This window comes from Pseudochelatococcus contaminans (assembly GCF_014195635.1).
GTDB classification, from domain to species: domain Bacteria; phylum Pseudomonadota; class Alphaproteobacteria; order Rhizobiales; family Beijerinckiaceae; genus Pseudochelatococcus; species Pseudochelatococcus contaminans.
This window is the reverse complement of the sequence record NZ_JACICC010000012.1, coordinates 34,497-53,300: the sequence shown is the minus strand read 5'-3', so window position 1 is coordinate 53,300 and position 18,804 is coordinate 34,497. Positions and strand designations below refer to the sequence as shown.

Here is an 18,804-nt window from a genome sequence, read left to right as displayed (position 1 = left end):
CCCCGTCGCTCTTCGCGTTGGGGGAAGGTTCACATGGCTCAATTCTCAATGGAAATTATGCGCCTAACCGGCTCAGTTCTGCGCGGAAACCAACAGCGTCCCGTCAGGCAGGATCTTCGAGACCAGGCAGCGGTCGTTGTCGTAGACGATCGACAGCGGCACCACGCCGAAGAACGCAAAGGCGTGAACATGGCCGTCCATCCAGGCCTCGGCAACGGCAGCCGGATAGGCGCGTACGTAGCAGGCGTCGCTGTGCGGCAGATCGAGCACGAAGAAGTGCGCCTTCTGCTCCACCCCGCCGATCTCGACCAGAGCTTCTCCAAAATCTGCCTGCCCATGGCCGGGTGCGTGTGCCAGCGGCACGAACATCTCCCGGCTGCGCTGATCCCGATCCCGGATGTAATCCTTGATGATCGTGTAGCCTCCGGTGAAGCCATGCTCTTCGCGAAGGCGATCGAACACACGCTTCGCCGTATGGCGCTGCTTGCGCGGAACAGACCGGTCCTCATCCAGCCAGCCATCGATGACCGGAATGAACGCTTCCAGCTTCGGCCGCCGCACCGCAGCGGTGCGCCGGTAGCCGGGCGGCTCGGAATACGACAGCATCTTGCGGACCGTGTCGCGCGATATGTTGAAATGCTTCGCTGCCGCCCGGGCGCTCATGCCGCCCGCGCAGGCAAGACGAACCTTCAGGTAAAGTTCCACGGTGTAAATCCCTCATCCCTCCTCGCCAGCATCGCGAAAAGGGAAAAAGTGGACGACTTTTACGCCGCCCGCAGCAGCACTTCGCCGCCGCTACCGTGGTCTAATTTTGCACCGCCGTTCTCACTTGTCGACCCACCATGGCCTCACCCCGGACGAATATCGTGCGAAATGGGGCCTGCCGGCAGACTATCCGCTGGTCGCGCCAAACTACGCCGCAGCGCGTTCCGCACTGGCAAAATCGATGGGATTAGGACGCAAGCCAAAGCCCGTCGAAGAACCGCCAGCGGCTCCTGCCAGACGAAAGAGACTCGGCCTCAAATTCTCATAGGGCCTCTTTCGACCGTTCCCCAGGTTGCACCGGAACAACTCGCCGCCCCATTTGCGCGATTCAATAGATGCCGTCCTGAATGCACCGGCGCTTCTCCATCGCGAACGGTGAGCAGGGTCAACGGCAGTTCGAAGAACAGACCACCGATGACCCGCACCACTACGGCACCGATGACGAATGTCAGATTCTGAAGGGCAATCCCAGCCGTGCGGCAGGAAGGCCGGTGCGCATCGGGGTCTTCACGTCATCTCCTAGTAAAGAGCTGCCCTCTCGCGGTTCGGTGCGGGAGGGCAAGCAGGAACACCGTTCATGGATGTTGTCGCCGCAAGTCACTGCTTGCGCAACGGCGTTATTCGGTGGTCTTGCCGTCGAAGTGTTCATGCGCGGCGTCGGCTTCAGCCTTGGTTGGATGAACGACACCGTCGACGTGCTCGGGAGGGCTGTAGATCGTATAAAGCTTCAGCGGCTCATTCCCGGTGTTTTTGACGTTATGCCGCGCACCGGCCGGTACGATCATGGCCATATCGGCCCTGATCCTGCTCACATTGCCGTCGATCAGGATTTCGCCTTCGCCGTCCTCGACACGGAAGAACTGATCGCCGTCGTCGTGAACCTCTTCGCCGATCTCCTCGCCGGGCTGAAGCGCCATCAGCACGAGCTGCATATTTCTTGCCGTATAAAGAACACGGCGAAAATCCGTGTTTCCTTCGGTCAGTTCCTCGATGTCATCAACAAATCCACGCATGATATGCTCCATTTCATTGGTTTATTGCAAAAATGTTAGCTCGTCGTTGATCTCACTCAAGTCTCCCCATAAGACTTTCGCATATGGTCGTGTCGCCGATGCGACTTTGGTGAGAGTATCCTCAAGCTGTCCTTCCAGCAGCGGCGCGTCCACATCAAAGCATCCGCCAGGGAATCGAGACTTGTCAACCTGTGCATTTACGCACGGAAATCCCTTTGGTTTAGGCGGCAATTCCACCACAGCTCCCCATGTGGTCGCCCGACGAACCAGAACCAAGGCAGCGGCCTGTGCATTCATGCAAGCCTGGCTTGCCGGTTTCACCAATCGCAATGCGGGGTCAAACCCTTAGATCAATGAGGCAGGGGACACCCCTTCCCCACTATCGAAAGGAACCCGATCATGACCCAGAAAACCATCCTTCGCAGCGATGAGCTTTCCTGCCCCTCCTGCGTACCCAAGATCGAGAAGGCGCTCAACGCCCTTCCCGGTGTGGCAAAGGCCGAGGTGCGCTTCAACACCGGCAAGATCGAGGTCGAGCACGACCCCGCGCAATCGAGCGTTGAAGCGCTGGTCGAGGCAGTGCGTGGAACCGGCTACGAGGCGCGGCCTGCCGCCTTTTGATCGGCACTCCGCCTTTTTCGCCGCGCCGCGTGCCGGCGCGGCAGGCACGCTTTTCCGACATGGATGAAGATGAAAGGAGCGAGGAGATGAGCAATCTTGTCAGCAGGATCAAGAGCGCCTTCGTGCATCCGGCACGGCGGCGTTTCTGGCTGACGGTCGGCAGCGGCGGGTTGATCGCGGCCGGTCTTCTGGCGCGCTACGGCTTCGGCATGGTCGAGGCATGGACCGCGCTGATGGTCGCGGCAGCTTTTCTTGCCGGTTCCGACATCGCCATCCGCGCCTGGCGCTCGCTGCGTGTAAAGCATTTCAGCATCGAACTGCTCGTCACCGTCGCGGCGGTCGGCGCGTTGTTTATCGGCGAGGTCTGGGAGTCGGCGGCCGTCACTTTCCTCTTCATTTTCGGTGGCTGGCTGGAGGCGCGCACCATGGGGCAGACCCGTGGCGCGCTGAAGGCATTGCTCGATGCCGCGCCCGCCACCGCGACCGTGCTGCGCGACGGCGATCCCGTCGAGGTGCCGGCGCATATGGTCCAGCTTGGCGAGACCGTGCTGGTCAGGGCCGGTCAACGCATCCCGGTGGATGGAGAGGTAACCGAAGGCGCCGCCGCCGTCAGCGAGGCGGCGATTACCGGTGAGCCGATGCCAGCCGAGAAAGCACCGGGCAGCCACGTTCATGCAGGAACGATCGCCGAGAACGGGTTGCTGCGCATCCGCGCCACCAATGTCGGCGCCGACACCACCCTTGCCCGCATCATTCAGCGCGTCGAGGAGGCGCAGGAGGAAAAGGCCCCGAGCCAGCGTATGATCGAGCGCTTTGCGCAATGGTACACGCCCTCGATCATCGGACTTGCGGTCGTCGCCTTCGCCGTGACGCAGGACATCCGTCTTGCGTTGACGCTGCTTGTCGTCGGCTGCCCCGGCGCGCTCGTCATCTCGACGCCGGTCTCCATCGTCGCCGGCATCGGCCGCGCGGCGCGCAGCGGCATCCTGATCAAGGGCGGCCAGCATCTGGAAAGTGCGGGCCGCATCGATACGCTGGCGCTCGACAAGACCGGCACGCTGACGGAAGGCAAGCCGCAGCTCGCCTCTATCGTCGCGCTCGGCGACATTGCCGAGGCCGAGTTGCTGCATCTGGCTGCGACCGCCGAGACCGGATCGACCCATCCGCTCGGCCGTCCCATCGTCGAGGCTGGCCGCAAGCAGGGGCCGCTTTCCACGCTCGAATCGCTGGAGGAACATGCCGGCATGGGCCTGAGCGCCCGCATCGACGGCCGCATCATCGCCGCCGGTAACCGGCGCCTCATGGACACGCTCGGCATTGCGCTGGGTCAGGAGGGCGAAGCCGCCCTGGACCGTCTGCTGTCCAATGGCCAGACGCCGATCCTGGTGGCGCGTGACGGGCAGTTGATCGGGATGCTGGGCATGTCTGACATGGCTCGTGAAGGCGCGGCGGAAGCCATCGCCCGCCTGCGTGACATCGGCATAGGCCGTGTGGTCATGCTGACCGGCGACCAGCATGGTGCGGCCGAGGCCATCGCCCGCGAGGTCGGCATCGACGAGGTCCATGCCGGGTTGATGCCCGAGGACAAGCTGGAACTGATCCGGAAGATGAAGGCGGATGGCGCGCATGTCGCCATGGTCGGCGACGGCATCAACGATGCGCCGGCTCTTGCCGCCGCCGACACCTCGATCGCCATGGGCGCGGCCGGCAGCGACGTCGCCATCGAGACCGCCGACATCGCGCTCCTGAAGGACGATCTTGGCAAGATCCCCGAAGCGATGGCGATCTCGCGCGCAACGCTGGGCAATATGCGCCAGAACCTCGTCATCGCACTGGTGACGGTGGCCGGACTGCTGGCAGGCGTGTTCTCCGGCAATGTCCATATGGCCGGCGGCATGCTGGTCCACCAGCTTTCGGTGCTGATCGTCATCGCCAACGGCATGCGCCTGCTGCGCGTGCCAAAGGCCACCGCACCCGGCGGGCGGACCTCAAAAACAGCCACCGCCCGGCCTGCAACTGTGGCCGCGCGAGGCTGAAGCCTCCTCGCAGACCCCGCAGCGATGCGGGGTCTGTTGTTTTTGCGGCGCCAACCCTGTCTCATTGCTCGCAACCGCCAGAAAGGATCGAAATGAATACCAGGACCGCCCCGTGGAACGACGTTCTCGACTTCTGGTTTCCCGAAGGCCGCTCCTCACAGATAAAGGCTGAAACTCATCGCGATCACTGGTCGTGGCGGTTGCACGGCGGAGCGGATGACGCGATCGTCGAGCGCTTCGCCGACCTCACGAGGAGCGCAGCCTCAGGCGATCTCGACGACTGGGCCGACGAACCCGAAGGCAGGCTGGCGCTCATCATTGTGCTCGACCAGTTCTCACGCTCGCTGTGGCGCGGCACGCCGCGGGCTTTCGCGCAGGACCCTGCCGCACTGTCGCTGGCGATGGAGGGTTTCTCGAACGGCCACTATGCATCGCTGGGCATGCCCTGGTTCAGGATCGTCTACAGTCAGCCCCTTGGCCATTGCGAAGGCCCGGATCACCTTGAGCGCATCGATCTGCTCATCGGGCTTCGCGAAGAGATCGCGGCGGAAGCGTCCGCTTCCCTTCAACCGATATACCAGTCGCTGGTGAACCAGGCCGGTGATGTGCGCAAGGTCATCGCCGCTTTCGGCCGTCACCCGCACCGCAATCAGGTCCTCGGCCGAGAATCGACGCAGGCGGAAGACGCTTACATCGCCGGAGGCGATTTCCCGCACGACAGGGCGTTTCAGGCGTGACGCCTGGAGGCGAAACGCATCGCGGGTTGATGCTTTCGTCGGCTGCTCGGGTAGATTACGGTTGTTGCGTATTCATATTCTCTGGAAGGAAAACATCATGGCTGACACCTGGCTTCCCTCACTCAAGACAGCAACCCCGCAGGAGGGGTTCGACCCTGCCACCAAAATGGCGCGGGTCGGCGTCAAGGTGACCCAGCCGTCCGCCGAGATTCGCGACAAGCTGCGCGCGGCCTACGATCAGGACACCACGCAGCTGATCGCCTCCTCACAGGTGATCGCCATCCATTTCCAGACGGTGGCGGCCGCCAACAATTACTGGCGCGACTGACGCCCTCGCCTACGATTGACGCCAGGGCGTCAGTCGCGTCAGCGTTTCAGTCACAGTTTCAGTCCCCGCAACCGCAGCGCGTTGGCAATGACGCTGACCGACGACAGCGACATGGCGGCAGCCGCGATGATCGGTGACAGGAGCAGGCCGAAAGAAGGGTAAAGCACGCCTGCGGCAACCGGGATACCGGCGGCATTGTAGATGAAGGCGAAGAACAGGTTCTGGCGGATATTCGCCATCGTCGCCTCGGATAACCGCCGCGCCTTGACGATCCCCATCAGATCGCCCTTGAGCAGGGTGACGCCGGCGCTTTCGATGGCGACATCGGTGCCCGAGCCCATGGCGATGCCGACATCGGCGGCCGCCAGCGCCGGCGCGTCATTGACGCCGTCGCCCGCCATCGCCACCACTCGACCTTCCGCCTTGAGCCGGCTCACCACGGCGCTCTTTGCATCCGGCAGCACGTCGGCCTCGACCTCGTCGATGCCCAGTTGACGCGCGACGGCTTCGGCAGTGGTTTTATTGTCGCCGGTCAGCATGACGATGCGGATGCCTTCGCCATGCAGCGCGTTCAACGCCTCCTGCGTCGTCGCCTTGACCGGATCGGCAATGGCGAAGATGCCGCCCGCTTTACCCTCGATTCCGATATAGATCGCCGTCGCGCCATCGTGGCGCAAGGCGTCCGCCCGTTCGGCAAGGGCCGACGCATCGACACCATGCTCCTTGAGGAACGCCGCATTGCCGAGCACGATCGCCTTGCCCTCGACGGTGCCGAGGGCGCCCTTGCCGAGCGGAGAGTCGAAATCCACCACGGGCGGGACTTCGATACCCTTCTTCTCTGCCGCTTCCACGATCGCCAGCGCCAGCGGATGTTCCGACGCCTTCTCGACGCCGGCGGCAAGCCGCAGGATTTCCGTTTCGTCGAAGCCGGCCGCCGCAACGACCGCCGTCACCGACGGCTTGCCCTCGGTGAGCGTGCCGGTCTTGTCGACCACCAGCGTGTCGACCTTTTCCATATGCTCGAGCGCCTCGGCGTTCTTGATCAGGACGCCGGCACTAGCGCCCTTGCCGACGCCAACCATGATCGACATTGGCGTCGCCAGCCCAAGTGCGCAGGGACACGCGATGATCAGCACCGAAACGGCCACGACCAGCCCATAGGCAAAGCGCGGCTCCGGCCCCCAGATGCCCCAGACAATGAAGGCGAGAATTGCGATGACGATGACCAGCGGTACGAACCAGCCCGAGACGTGGTCGGCCATGCGCTGGATCGGCGCACGCGAACGCTGCGCATCGGCGACCATCTGGACGATCCGCGACAGCATCGTATCGCGGCCGACCTTTTCCGCACGGATCACCAGCGCCCCGGTCTGGTTCAGCGTACCGCCGATGACCTGATCGCCCACAGTGCGGGTGACAGGCATGGATTCGCCGGTAACCATCGCCTCGTCGAGCGATGAGCGTCCGTCCTCCACCACGCCATCGACCGGCACGGTCTCGCCGGGCCGCACGCGCAGCCTGTCGCCGAGAATAACGTGCTCGACCGGCACGTCTTCCTCTGTGCCGTCATCGCCGATGCGCCGCGCCGTCTTCGGCGCCAGATCAAGCAGCGCCCTGATCGCGCCCGAGGTCTGTTCGCGGGCGCGCAGTTCCAGCACTTGGCCAAGCAGCACCAGAACGGTGATGACCGCCGCCGCCTCGAAATAGACCGCGACCGTGCCATCTTCCGCGCGGAAAGCGGCGGGGAAAACTCCCGGCGCAAGGGCGGCGACGATGCTGTAGGCCCAGGCGACGCCGGTGCCCATGGCGATCAAAGTGAACATGTTGAGGCTGCGATTGATCAGCGAGGCCCAGGCGCGCTCGAAAAACGGCCATCCGCACCACAAAACCACCGGCGTCGCCAGAACGAGCTGAATCCAGATCGATATCCGCATTGGCACCAGATGGTGCAGGGCCGGGAAAAGATGACCGCCCATTTCGAGCACGAAGACCGGAGCGGCGAGAACCAGCCCGATCCAGAAACGCCGTGTCATGTCGGCGAGTTCGGGGCTGGGGCCGCTGTCGGCCGTCACCACCAGCGGCTCCAGCGCCATGCCGCAGATCGGGCAGCTTCCCGGCCCGTCCTGCCGGATCTCGGGATGCATCGGGCAGGTCCAGATCGCGCCCTCGGGCGCTTCCGGTATGGGCGACGCTTCCCCTGCAAGATATCGCGCCGGGTCCGCCTCGAATTTCGCATTGCAGGACGCCGAGCAGAAATAGTGAGTGTGGCCCCCATGGGTCAGGCGATGTTCTGCGGTTTGCGGGTCGACCTCCATCCCGCAGACCGGGTCCGTCACAAGATGCGCATGACCCGAATGGTCATGATCATTCGAATGGTGCCGATGCTCATCGTGTCCGTTCATTCTCTAACCCGCCGCCTCAATGGAACTTGGAAAACTCATCGTTTCGCTACGTTGCCAAATAGCGCGTTCAGCCCCTCGGCCATTGTCGGGTGCGCAAGAACCGCATCGCGCAGGACACTGTAGGACAGACCGCCAAGCATGGCCGCCTGCACCACGGCCATCACTTCCCCGGCCTCCGAGCCGATCATGGTAAAGCCTGCGATCCGATCCTGCGGATCGACCAGCGCCTTCATGAAGCCCGCGGTCTGCGATGTCGTCCGTGTCCGCAGCACCGCCTTCATCGGCAGTTTGACGACGCGCAAATCCATTCCATTGGCCCGCGCTTGCGCCTCGCTCATGCCGATGCGGGCCAGCGGCGGGTCGATGAACATGCAATAGGGCATCAGCCGCCCGGTGGTCGTTCTGTCTCCACCGTCGAGATTGTCCCGGATTATTCGGAAATCATCGAGCGAAGCGTGGGTGAATTGCGGACTTCCCGCGCATTCGCCGATGGCCCAAACGTCCTTTGCGGTCGTCTCCAGGCGATCGTTCACCTTGATGGTGCCGGGATCCGTCAGCGCAACCCCTGCCTCTTCAAGGCCGATGCCTCGCGTGTTGGGCGTGCGGCCGGCTGCAACCAGAATGTCTGTGCCTTCGATCATTCTCGAACCATCCGGCGTCCGAACGGTGACGCGCACGCTTCCGGCTGATCGGCCCTCCACGTTCGCAACTTCAGCCGACAAAAGCACCTCGACGCCCTCCGCCTCCAGGATCAGTCGGACCTCGTCGGAAACATCCTCATCCTCGCGCTTCAGCAGCCGCGGGCCACGGTCCACAACTGTGACGCGACTGCCGAAACGTCGATACGCCTGGGCAAGTTCAAGGCCGACATAGCCTCCGCCGAGAACAATCAGATGTGCCGGCAACCGGTCCAGTTCGAGCGCCTCGATATGAGTGAGCGGCCTGGTCTCGGCGAGGCCGGGAACAGGCGGAATGGTTGCATGCGTCCCAAGATTGAGGAACAGCTTTTCAGTGGCGAGCCGCCGCATCCCGCCGTCGTTCAAGGCAACTTGAATCGTCCCAGGCGCGACGAGGCGTGCATTGCCCATGACGAGTTCCGCGCCGGTCGCCTCGTAGCGCTCGAGATGAAACGCCACGAGGCTCTCGACCATGGCGCGCTTGCGCGCCACAACCGTCTTCATGTCGACCGAGACGGGGCCGGCGACAACGCCATACTCCCCGGCATGGGCAACGGTATGAGCGACACCCGCGCTCCAGATCTCGTTCTTGCTGGGCAGGCAGTTGATGTTGGGACACGAACCGCCGATCCAGCGCCGCTCCATGACGGCTACCTTCTGGCCGGCTTGCGCCATATCCCAGGCGAGGTATTTGCCGCCCTCGCCACTGCCGATCACGACAGCGTCGTAGCGCTCCGCTTCCGTCATCAACTACGTATCCTTCTGCAACAGCGACTCACCGCACGATGAAAATATGGCGCTCGGACATATATGCGGAATCATGTCATACTCTTGCGGGGTCGAACAATTACTGTTGCTTTTGCGGGCGGCCCCTTGAGGTGGCCTTACTGCCAGTATCCGTGCCGTCGCATCATTTCCAGGCCACGGCCTTAAAATGGGCCGGGATCATGGAGTGGAGTGGGTTCTGCTCCGGCTGTATTGCCCGGAAAGGGAACATGCTGGCTGCACAGGATTGGCCGACTTTCTGTAGGAGAAAATCATGTCGTTGAATGGCAAAGTCATTTTGGTAACCGGCGCTGGCCAAGGGATCGGACGCGGTATTGCGCTGCGGCTTGCAAAGGAAGGCGCTGATCTCGCGCTGGCCGACGTCAAGGCCGATAAGCTCGACTCCGTTCGCAAGGAAGTCGAAGCGCTCGGACGCAAGGCCGCCACCGTCGTCGCCGATGTCAGCAAGCGCGACGAAGTCTACGCCGCCATCGACCATGCAGAGAAGCAACTCGGCGGGTTCGACGTCATGGTCAACAATGCCGGCATCGCCCAGGTCAAGCCGATCGCCGACGTCACGCCCGAGGACATGGACCTGATCTTCCGGATCAATGTCGACGGCGTGCTCTGGGGCATCCAGGCGGCTTCGCAGAAATTCAAGGATCGAGGTCAGAAGGGCAAGATCATCAATGCCTGCTCGATTGCCGGACATGACGGCTTCGCCATGCTCGGCGTCTATTCGGCAACCAAGTTCGCCGTGCGTGCGCTGACGCAAGCCGCCGCCAAGGAATATGCCAGCGCGGGCATCACGGTGAACGCCTACTGCCCCGGCATCGTCGGCACCGACATGTGGGTGGAGATCGACGAGCGCTTTTCCGAGATCACCGGAACGCCGAAGGGCGAAACCTACAAGAAATACGTCGAGGGCATCGCTTTGGGCCGCGCGCAGACACCGGAGGACGTGGCAGCGTTGGTCGCCTTCCTCGCGGGCGCCGATTCCGACTACATCACGGGACAGTCGATCCTGACCGATGGCGGTATCGTCTATCGATAAAGCCGCCTGCCAAATCGCGAACGTTCAGAAGCGCCCACACCGGGAAACGGCCTTGTGAGAATTTTTCTCTCCAGCGGAATGGTTCCGTCTGGAAGAACCGCGTTTTGTCGGAGAGAATTGTTCTCTTGTTGCTTGGCATGGTCATCGCCGCCTTCGGTCGCCATTCGCACTACAGGTTCTTGACCGGCAATCGACACCTGCTGAAGATCGATCGGTTTCCTCATCTACGCGCGTTTCGAGCGGGATTGCCGTCATCCGGTCAAACCCCTGACTGGTATGAAGGCTCTACAGGGCCGGCGTTGGATTGGCGTCGCAGTGAGGCCGCACTGCGCGCCCGGATCGGGTCGGCGAGTAGCCTGAGGCCGTTCAGCACCACCAGCACCGTGCCGCCTTCGTGTCCGACGACCGCGAGCGGCAGAGGCAGGGCGAAGAACAGGCTCGAGGCGACCAGAAGCAGCATCATGCCGATGGCGAAAATCAGATTCTGGCGGATAATCCGGTGGGTGCGCCGCGCCAGCCGATGCGCGGCGGCAAGCCGGGCCATGTCCTCCGACAACAGCGCGACATCGGCCGCCTGCAACGCGACATCGCTGCCCGCCGCGCCCATGGCGATGCCGACATCGGCGCGCGCCAGCGCGGCGGCGTCGTTCACCCCGTCGCCGACAAAGGCGACTTTCCCATTCCTCGCCAGTTCGCCCACCAGCCGGACCTTGTCTTCAGGCAGCAGATCGGCATGGACATGTTTTGCTTCCAGTCCGAGCTCCGCGGCGATCCGCAAGCCGACAGAGCGCCGGTCGCCGGTCATCATGGCGATGGTGCCCACCCCAGCCGCTCTGAGCGCAGCCAACCCCGCGGCCGAGGTCGCGCGCGGACGGTCGGCGACGGTGAGCGCGCCATAGACCCGATCTCCCCGCCCCAGCCACACCACGGTCTGGCTGCCGTCCGTCAGCTGCGCAAATTCGGGTGCGTCGAGCGATGCGCCCATGCGCGCGGCCATGCGCGGATTGCCGGCCCAGAGCGGGCCCACGGCATCCTCCCCCGTAATCCCCTCACTGGGCACGGTTTCCACATCGCGCACCACGGCGGCGGTTATGCCTTTTTCGTCGATGTGGCGGCGGATCGCATCGGCAATTGGATGTTCGGAATGCGCCTCGAGACCCGCGATCAATGACAGGAACCGCTCTTCGGCCTGTGCTCCCGTTTCCGACGCCACCACCTGTGTCACCTCGGCCTTGCCTGTTGTCAGCGTACCGGTCTTGTCGAAGGCGAAGATATCGACATCGGCCAGCGTCTCCAGCGCCGCGCCGCCCTTGAACAGCACGCCGCCGCGCGCGGCCGCCGCCAATGCCGAGAGGATCGCGGCCGGGACCGATATCACCACCGCGCAGGGGCTGGCCGCGACAAGCAGCGTCGCGGCGCGATAAAGCGCATCCTGCATCGTCCAGCCAAGCGCGAGGAATATCGCCAAAGCAAGCACCGCACCCACCAGCACCGCGATGGTGTAGCGCTGGCCGAACCAGGCGCTGAACCGTTCGGACGGAGCGCGTGCGGCCTGTGCCTCTGTCACCAGTTCGATCATCCGCGCCACCGTGCTTTCCGCGACCGGGCGGGTGACGCGGACCACCAGCACGGCGTTGAGGTTCACCGTGGCCTCAAACACCTTAGCACCCGGGCTTTTGCCGACCGGCATCGATTCGCCTGTGATCGTCGCCTCATCGAGCGAGCCTTCCCCTTCCGCCACCTCGCCATCGGCCGGCACCCGCGCGCCGGGCCGCAGCACCACCAGATCGCCGGCCACGAGATCGCCCACCGGAACTTCCGTGACGGCGCCCTCTGGGTCGCGTCTCAGCGCGGTGTCGGGGCGCAGCGCCATCAGCGCCTCGACCGCATGGCGCGCCCGGCCCATCGCCCGCTGCTCCAACGTGGTTGAGAGACTGAACAGCGTCAGCAGCACTGCCCCTTCAAGCGCGGCGCCGACCGCAGCGGCAGCAAGGGCTGCCACGATCATCAAAAGATCGATGTCGAGGATCCGCTCACGCCAGAGCGTGGTCAGGGCCCGAACCGCCGTCGGCACACCACCGGCCAGATAGACCAGCACGAGGCCGACCGGTCCCCATAGACCGGGGCTCAAAAAGGCATCGACAGTTGCAAGCGCCATCCCGGCAAGCGTGATGCCGGTCAATGCTGTCATGAAGCGGTCGGAAGAAAGATCGATTTGCAATTTGTGTTCCTGGCTGTGCCGCGACGGCGGCAGTGGCTGGGGAGACCGGCGATGATGCGCCGGATGGGCTGGCGATCTGTCCGGTCGATCAGGTTCCTGGTCGCTATTCCTTTCCATTATGACATTGAGCTTACCTCCAGAATCGCGCCGCCGGCAGCCGCGATCAGCACCACGAGCCAGGGCGGGAATCTCCAGCTCATCAAGGCCACGAAACAGGTCAGCGCCAGCGCAAAGTCGCGGGGCGAACCGATCGCGCTGATCCAGAGCGGATCGTAGAGCGCAGCGCCCAGAATGCCGACCACCGCAGCGTTCGCGCCTGCCATCGGCGCCCGCACGCCGGAGCGTGCGCGCAGTGTGTTCCAGAACGGCAGCGCGCCGACAAGCAGCAGGAAGCCCGGCAGGAAGATCGCAAGAAGGGCGAGCGTCGCGCCGGCGATCCCGTTCGGGCCGGGTTCGAGCAGCATGCCGAGATAGGCGGCGAAGGTGAATAGCGGCCCCGGCACCGCCTGGGCCGCGCCATAGCCGGCCAGGAACGCATCGGGCGTGACCCAGCCCGGGCGAACCACTTCGGCTTCCAGCAAAGGCAGGACCACATGGCCGCCACCGAATACCAGAGCACCGGCGCGATAGAACGCGTCGATCACCGCCAATCCCTGCGCGGGAAACAGCGCCGCCGCCAGCGGTAGGCCGAAGATCAGGATGAAGAACAGGGCCAGCGCGACTATCCCCGCCTGTCGCGAGACCGGGAAGGGCAGCGCTTCACCCGTCTCTCCCGCCGTGTCCCGGCAAAGCCAGAGCCCGGCAAGTCCACCGAGCAGAATTGCACCCACCTGGCCCGTCGCGCCCCCGATCAGCACCACCATCAGGACGGCGGCGAGCGCGATCGTCTGGCGTGAGCGGTCGGGGCAGAGCGTGCGCGCCATCCCCCAGACCGCCTGCGCCACGATGGCCACCGCCACCAGTTTCAACCCGTGGAGCACCCCGATGCCAAGCGGGCCTGAAAACGCCCCCGCTCCGAGCGCGAACAACAGCAGCAGCAGGGCGGAAGGCAAGGTAAACGCCACCCAGGCAGCCAGCGCACCCACCGGTCCGGCACGCTGCAAGCCCAATGCAAAGCCGACCTGGCTGGATGCTGGTCCCGGAAGGAATTGGCATAGCGCGACCAGATCGGCATAGCCACGATCCTCGATCCAGCCGCGCCGGGCGACGAATTCCTCGCGGAAATAGCCCAGATGCGCGATCGGTCCACCGAAGGAGGTGAGGCCCAGTTTCAGGAAGGCGGCCAGAACCTCGCCGGGCGTTCCTTGTCGTTGGCGCTGAGGCATAACATTCAGCGTGTCATTGGCGGGCATGATGTCTCCGTGATGCTCGCGATTTCAGGGGCCTGCCAGGCGCTATGAGAAGACGCATCCGACATTGTCCCTGTATTGGAGCAATGGAACAGACTGGTGACTGCCGAAGCGCGCGCCTTGTTGCTCCATCAGCATCGCAAGCGGTGTCCACAGGACCGCGCCCCGCAAGAGAGATAACGGATGAATCATGCCGTGGTTGTCCGGGGAGGACCCGCCTGTGGCCGGCGACCCTCCAGAAGATCGGCGTCAGCAGCGAGCGCGTCGGCCATGAAATCCATGAAGGCGCGGATACGGGCAGTGTTGCGCAGATCCTCATGGGTCAGCAGCCACAGATCGAGCCGGAAATCTTCCGGAAACATGGCGATGCGGACGAGGTCGGGCGTGCGGTCGGCCACGGCGCAAGGCAGTGGCGCAAGGCCGATTCCGGCCCTTGCCGCGGCAATCGCAGCCGAGATCGAATTGGTCCGGTAAATCGGCCGCACCGTCGGCAGCCAATCCGCCAACTGATGGCCAATCGCTCCATGTGACCGGCCGAAGCCGATCCAGTCATTGCCGGCAAGATCGTCATCGAGTCCGTGAGCGGCGCGTTCCGCCGAGACATAGGCTCCGAATGCCAGTCGGCCGACGCGCCGGCCGACCAATGTTTCCTGCGGCGTGTTGCCGATGCGCAGTGCGACATCGGCCTCGCGTCGGGTCAGGTCCAGGGGAGTGTCCGAAACGATCACTTCCAATTCGATCCCTGGCTGCGCTGCATGGAAGGCCGCCAGATGCGGCGGCAATAACCCGATCGCCAGCATATCGATAGCTGTGATGCGGATAAGCCCGCTCAGGCGCTGGTCCTGTCCGGTCACCTGACGCGACAGGGCGATAATTTCCTCGTCGATCCGGACGGCGGTCTCCTGCATGGCCTCTCCGGCGCCCGTCAGCGCATAGCCGTCCGGCAACCGCTCGAAGAGCCGAACGCCCAGACGTTCCTCGAAGGCGCCGAGACGGCGAAACACGGTCGAGTGCGTTACGCCAAGGCTGCGCGCTGCGCCAGACAGCGTGCCCGCCCGGGCCACAGCGAGAAAGAAGCGCAGATCGTCCCAGTTCTGGTTCTGTGCATCCATGAAGGATCACCCCTTCCAAGCCTGCTCCCATTGCCGGCAGCTTGTCGCCATCTTGCCTGCAACACCGCGCGTTCGCTTTGCCCGTCAGAAAAGCTTGACCACGATCATTGCTCCACTTAAGTATGTGATTGCTCACTTACTAGGTACCTTATGCGAAAATCCGCGGAATTGCGCAAGGCCGAAATCGTCGCGGCCGTCCTCGACCTGGCCGATCGGATCGGGCCGGATCGGGTGACGACAGGTGCTGCCGCAGCGGCCGTGGGCGTCAGTCAGGCGGCCCTGTTCCGGCATTTCCCCACCAAGGCCGCGATGTGGCTTGCCGTGGCGGATCATGTGGCCGGGGAACTGGCAATAGCCTGGCAACGGGCCATGACTGGGACTGATGGCCCCATCGACCGGGTCACGGCGCTGGTGGGCGCGCAACTGGGGCAGATTGTTTCCACACCGGCGCTGCCGATGCTGCTGTTCTCGCGCGAGCTGAATGTCGGCAATGAGGATTTGCGCGCGGCCTTTCGAGGCCTGCTGATGAAGTTTCAGGGGCTGATCGTGGCCGAACTGGCGCGCGGTCAAGCAGCCGGTTCCCTGCGCCGGGAAGTCGCCCCTGAGGACGCCGCCGTGCTTCTGACCTCGCTGGTGCAAGGCATGGCGATCCGCTGGTCGCTCGGCGCGCGCAACTTTTCCCTGATCGAGGAAGGGACCCGACTCCTTGACGTGCAATTGCGGCTTCTGGCCGCGAAGGAGGATTAGGCCATGGGGCGTCGGTGGATGTTCGGTGCGGCGGCGGTTCTGGTGCTGGGCGCGGGGGTGCTGTTCCTCACCGAGCGGCCGCTCACGGTCAACGTGGTGCAGGCCGAGCAGGATGTGGCCCTGCGCATCTACGGCCTCGGTTCGGTCGAGGCGCGGATTCTCAGCCGGGTGGGATTCGAGGTCGGGGCTGCCCTGACCGGGCTGGCCGCCGACGTCGGGGACCGGGTAGTCAGGGGGCAGGAACTGGCGACCCTCGATCCAGCCGAGCAGGAAGCGCGCACCGCCCGCGCCCGCGCCGCGGTCGAGGCCAATGTCGCCGCCCTCGCCCGCGCCGAGGCAACGGTGGCGCGTGCCAGTACCGTTCTGGCGCAGCGCCAGGCGGCAAATCAGCGTCAGCAGGGATTGGCGCAGCGCGATGTGACCTCGATCCAGCGCGCCGAGGAAGCGCAGCGCGACGAGGATGTGGCCCGTGCCGATCTTGCGGTTGCCGAGGCGGATGTGGCAGTGATCCGTGCTCAGGGCGCGGACGCTGCGGCAGCCCTGCAACAGGAGAATGTCCTTCTCGCCCGTCATCGGCTGAGCGCACCCTATGACGCGGTGATCGTCACGCGCCATGCCGAAGCGGGAACGGTGGTACGGGCCGGCGATCCGATCTTCACCCTGATCGCCCCGGAAACCGTCTGGATACAGGCCTATGTCGATGAGGAGCGCGCCGGCCAGCTTGCGCTTGGCCAGCCCGGCACGATCCGGCTGCGCTCGCAGCCGCAGGCTGAGTTCCAAGGCAGTATCGCCCGCATCGGGCTTGAAAGCGACCGGGTGAATGAGGAACGCCGAATCTGGCTGACCTGCACAGACTGCCCCCAACCGCTGTATCTCGGCGAGCAGGCCGAGGTGCGCATCACCACCGGCAACCGCAACAGTGCGCTGATGGTGCCGGAGGTGGCGATCACCGGTTTCGACGGGCATCGCGGCCGGGTCTGGCTGGTGCGGGACGGACGGCTGGAGCAGGTCGAACTGTCCTTCGGCGCGCGCGACGATCGGGGCCGGGTCGAAGTCACGGGCAGCCTGCCGGACGATGCCGCCATCGTCGCCCGGATACCGCAAGGCGCGACCGAGGGGCGGCGGGCGCGGACCAGGACCACGCCATGAACCTTGCCCTCAAGGATATACGCCACGGACTGTTCCGCTTCGTCCTCACCTGTTTCGGGCTGGGGCTCTTGATGACAGTCGTGCTGTCGATGATCGGCATCTATAACGGCCTTGTCGCCGATGCGCTGGCGGTGGTGAAGGCGCCGGCAGCAGATGTCTGGGTGGTCGAGAGCGGCACTAAAGGGCCGTTCGCCGAAGCCTCGAACATCCCGCTGACCACGCGCGACGCCGTGGCGCGGATGCCCGGCGTGACTGAGGCCGGCGCGATCAATTTCCAGAACATCGAGGCTGCCCATGCCGGCGCTTCGCTGCGGCTCTACGTCATCGGCTACGAACCGGGACATCCCGGCGGCCCGCAGCGCATCGCCGAGGGGCGCGGCATCGGCACAAGCCATTTCGAACTGGTGGCAGACCGCAAGACTGGTCTTCTGACCGGCGAGACGATCCGTCTCGGACGCAACCGCTTCATCGTGGTCGGGCTGGTCGAAGGGGCAATGAACGCGGGCGGCGATCCGGCGGTCTATATCACGCTGGCGGACGCGATGGCGCTACAGACAGAGCTTGACCCGGCAGCGCAGCGCGTTCAGGCGGCGCGGGGTACCGTTTCGGTCAAGTCCGCTTCGGTCGCGGCCGTGATCGCACGGTTAGCGCCGGGCGCGGATGTCGAATTGCTGACCGCGACCGTGCGGCAGTGGAAACATCTGGCGGCCCTGACGCAAGCCGAGCAAGAGGACATTCTGGTCTCCTCGGTGGTCGATCTGGCGCGGCGGCAAATCGGCCTGTTTCTCGGCATCCTGCTCAGTGTTTCAGCGGTGGTGATCGCGCTCATCATCTACACGATGACGATGGAGAAGCTGAAGCAGATCGCTACACTGAAGCTGATCGGCGCGCCCGACCGCACCATCATCGGGCTGATCGTGCAGCAGGCGCTGATCCTCGGCGCTTCAGGCTGGGGGATCGGGCTCGTGCTGATCCTGACGGTGAAGGACTATTTCCCACGCCGGGTGGTGCTGGAGCCGTTCAACGTGATGGTGCTGGCCGGGATCATCTTCGCCGTCTGCATCGCCGCCTCGGGTCTTGGCGTACGGGCGGCAATGAAGGTCGATCCGGCCACGGCTCTGGGGAGCTGACATGACGGACGGCGAAATCCTGATCGACGTGAAGGTGGCCAAGCATTTTGGGGACGGCGAAACCCGTGTCGATGCGCTGCGCGACGTCGACCTTCAGGTTCGCGCCGGCGAGGTGATCGCTCTTCTTGGCCCCTCCGGCTCGGGCAAGACCACGCTGCTCAACGTCATCGGCTGCATCCTGGCGCCATCGGCGGGCAAGGTGACGCTGGACGGCGAGACGGTGTTCGACGGGCAATGGCTGCGGCGCGACCTGAGGAGGCTCAGGCTCGACAAGATCGGCTTCATCTTCCAGACCCATAACCTTTTGCCTTTCCTGACTGCGGAGGAGAACGTCGCCGTGGTCCTCGACCTCGCCGGCTGGTCGGTTGAGAAGGGTCGCGCGCGTGCCGGCGATCTGCTCGGTTATCTCGAGGTCGACCACCGCGCCGCGGCCAAGCCAGCGCTCCTGTCGGGTGGCGAGGCGCAGCGAGTGGCCATTGCGCGGGCGCTGGCCAACCGTCCCCGCATCATCCTGGCCGACGAACCGACCGCCGCGCTCGACGGCAAGCGGGCCGGACTGGTGATGGACCTTCTGCGCAAGCTTGCCGTCGAGCAGGAAGCCTGCATCGTCACCGTCACCCATGACGAGAAGATTTTTGACCGTTTCGACCGCCTGGTCCACCTGCGCGACGGCAGGCTGGCCGACGCGTGACACCGGA

Annotated in this window: 17 protein-coding genes and 2 pseudogenes; 11 read left to right on the top strand and 8 right to left on the bottom strand. The window is 64.4% G+C overall.

Annotated elements, in window-relative coordinates:
- Positions 1–96 precede the first annotated feature (96 nt).
- A pseudogene (gene istA / locus FHS81_RS16105) lies at positions 97–705 on the bottom strand (IS21 family transposase); the annotation flags it as partial.
- A 115-nt stretch (positions 706–820) separates the two neighbouring features.
- On the opposite strand from istA, the pseudogene FHS81_RS16100 reads away from it, so the two are divergent.
- Positions 821–1,033, top strand: a pseudogene (locus tag FHS81_RS16100) (MucR family transcriptional regulator); the annotation flags it as partial.
- Positions 1,034–1,112: 79 nt separating this feature from the next.
- Positions 1,113–1,817 (top strand): hypothetical protein, encoded by a 705-nt coding sequence (locus tag FHS81_RS19370; protein ID WP_425287023.1) that lies wholly within the window; start codon positions 1,113–1,115, stop codon positions 1,815–1,817.
- Here FHS81_RS19370 and FHS81_RS16090 read toward each other — a convergent pair.
- Entirely contained in the window at positions 1,800–2,075 is a 276-nt protein-coding gene (locus FHS81_RS16090; protein WP_139208220.1) for a hypothetical protein, read from the bottom strand. The genes FHS81_RS19370 and FHS81_RS16090 overlap by 18 nt on opposite strands.
- A 102-nt stretch (positions 2,076–2,177) precedes the next feature.
- Between FHS81_RS16090 and FHS81_RS16085 the strand changes: the two genes are divergently transcribed.
- From FHS81_RS16085 to FHS81_RS16070, 4 genes are all read left to right on the top strand, one after another.
- On the top strand, positions 2,178–2,399 hold the full coding sequence (locus FHS81_RS16085) for a heavy-metal-associated domain-containing protein (RefSeq protein ID WP_009450579.1): 222 nt from the start codon (positions 2,178–2,180) through the stop codon (positions 2,397–2,399).
- Positions 2,400–2,485: 86 nt separating this feature from the next.
- A complete protein-coding gene (locus tag FHS81_RS16080; protein ID WP_246375070.1) occupies positions 2,486–4,435 on the top strand; it encodes a heavy metal translocating P-type ATPase in 1,950 nt (649 codons plus the stop codon).
- 92 nt (positions 4,436–4,527) lie between these two features.
- A complete protein-coding gene (locus FHS81_RS16075) occupies positions 4,528–5,172 on the top strand; it encodes a DUF924 family protein (RefSeq protein WP_024849395.1) in 645 nt (214 codons plus the stop codon).
- Between the two features lie 97 nt (positions 5,173–5,269).
- Positions 5,270–5,500 (top strand): hexameric tyrosine-coordinated heme protein, encoded by a 231-nt coding sequence (locus FHS81_RS16070; protein WP_024849396.1) that lies wholly within the window; start codon positions 5,270–5,272, stop codon positions 5,498–5,500.
- A gap of 50 nt (positions 5,501–5,550) precedes the next feature.
- Here the strand turns inward: FHS81_RS16070 and FHS81_RS16065 are convergent, their stop codons facing one another.
- Both FHS81_RS16065 and FHS81_RS16060 read right to left on the bottom strand, forming a co-directional pair.
- Entirely contained in the window at positions 5,551–7,902 is a 2,352-nt protein-coding gene (locus tag FHS81_RS16065) for a heavy metal translocating P-type ATPase (protein WP_183754633.1), read from the bottom strand.
- 35 nt (positions 7,903–7,937) lie between these two features.
- Positions 7,938–9,326, bottom strand: coding sequence for a mercuric reductase (locus FHS81_RS16060; protein ID WP_009450584.1), 1,389 nt, complete (start codon positions 9,324–9,326; stop codon positions 7,938–7,940).
- A 292-nt stretch (positions 9,327–9,618) separates the two neighbouring features.
- Between FHS81_RS16060 and FHS81_RS16055 the strand changes: the two genes are divergently transcribed.
- A complete protein-coding gene (locus FHS81_RS16055; protein WP_137390479.1) occupies positions 9,619–10,398 on the top strand; it encodes an acetoin reductase in 780 nt (259 codons plus the stop codon).
- On the opposite strand, the gene FHS81_RS16050 is transcribed toward FHS81_RS16055, so the two are convergent.
- The 4 genes from FHS81_RS16050 to FHS81_RS16035 all read right to left on the bottom strand — a co-directional run bounded on the left by FHS81_RS16050 (position 10,389) and on the right by FHS81_RS16035 (position 15,080).
- Positions 10,389–10,622, bottom strand: coding sequence for a hypothetical protein (locus FHS81_RS16050; RefSeq protein WP_137390480.1), 234 nt, complete (start codon positions 10,620–10,622; stop codon positions 10,389–10,391). The two genes, FHS81_RS16055 and FHS81_RS16050, sit on opposite strands and share 10 nt — an antisense overlap.
- 35 nt (positions 10,623–10,657) lie before the next feature.
- The gene (locus FHS81_RS16045) at positions 10,658–12,619 is read right to left on the bottom strand and encodes a heavy metal translocating P-type ATPase (protein ID WP_183754631.1); all 1,962 of its coding nucleotides are present in this window, start codon (positions 12,617–12,619) and stop codon (positions 10,658–10,660) included.
- 116 nt (positions 12,620–12,735) lie between these two features.
- Positions 12,736–13,971, bottom strand: a complete 1,236-nt coding sequence (gene chrA / locus FHS81_RS16040; RefSeq protein ID WP_009450587.1) for a chromate efflux transporter — start codon at positions 13,969–13,971, stop codon at positions 12,736–12,738.
- Positions 13,972–14,156: 185 nt separating this feature from the next.
- Positions 14,157–15,080: a LysR family transcriptional regulator gene (locus tag FHS81_RS16035; protein WP_183754629.1), complete on the bottom strand. Its 924-nt coding sequence runs from the start codon at positions 15,078–15,080 to the stop codon at positions 14,157–14,159.
- A gap of 150 nt (positions 15,081–15,230) precedes the next feature.
- Here FHS81_RS16035 and FHS81_RS16030 point away from each other — a divergent pair, with 150 nt between their 5' ends.
- Genes FHS81_RS16030 through FHS81_RS16015 form a run of 4 tightly spaced genes read left to right on the top strand, consistent with a single transcriptional unit; the run spans position 15,231 to position 18,797 of the window.
- Positions 15,231–15,827, top strand: coding sequence for a TetR/AcrR family transcriptional regulator (locus FHS81_RS16030; RefSeq protein WP_183754627.1), 597 nt, complete (start codon positions 15,231–15,233; stop codon positions 15,825–15,827).
- Positions 15,828–15,830: 3 nt separating this feature from the next.
- Positions 15,831–16,976, top strand: a complete 1,146-nt coding sequence (locus FHS81_RS16025; protein ID WP_246375069.1) for an efflux RND transporter periplasmic adaptor subunit — start codon at positions 15,831–15,833, stop codon at positions 16,974–16,976.
- On the top strand, positions 16,973–18,106 hold the full coding sequence (locus tag FHS81_RS16020; RefSeq protein WP_009450593.1) for an ABC transporter permease: 1,134 nt from the start codon (positions 16,973–16,975) through the stop codon (positions 18,104–18,106). The genes FHS81_RS16025 and FHS81_RS16020 overlap by 4 nt, the downstream gene beginning before the upstream one ends.
- Position 18,107: 1 nt before the next feature.
- Positions 18,108–18,797 carry an ABC transporter ATP-binding protein gene (locus tag FHS81_RS16015; protein ID WP_183754625.1) on the top strand — a complete coding sequence of 230 codons (690 nt, stop codon included), beginning with the start codon at positions 18,108–18,110 and terminating at the stop codon, positions 18,795–18,797.
- The last annotated feature ends 7 nt before the right edge of the window (positions 18,798–18,804 follow it).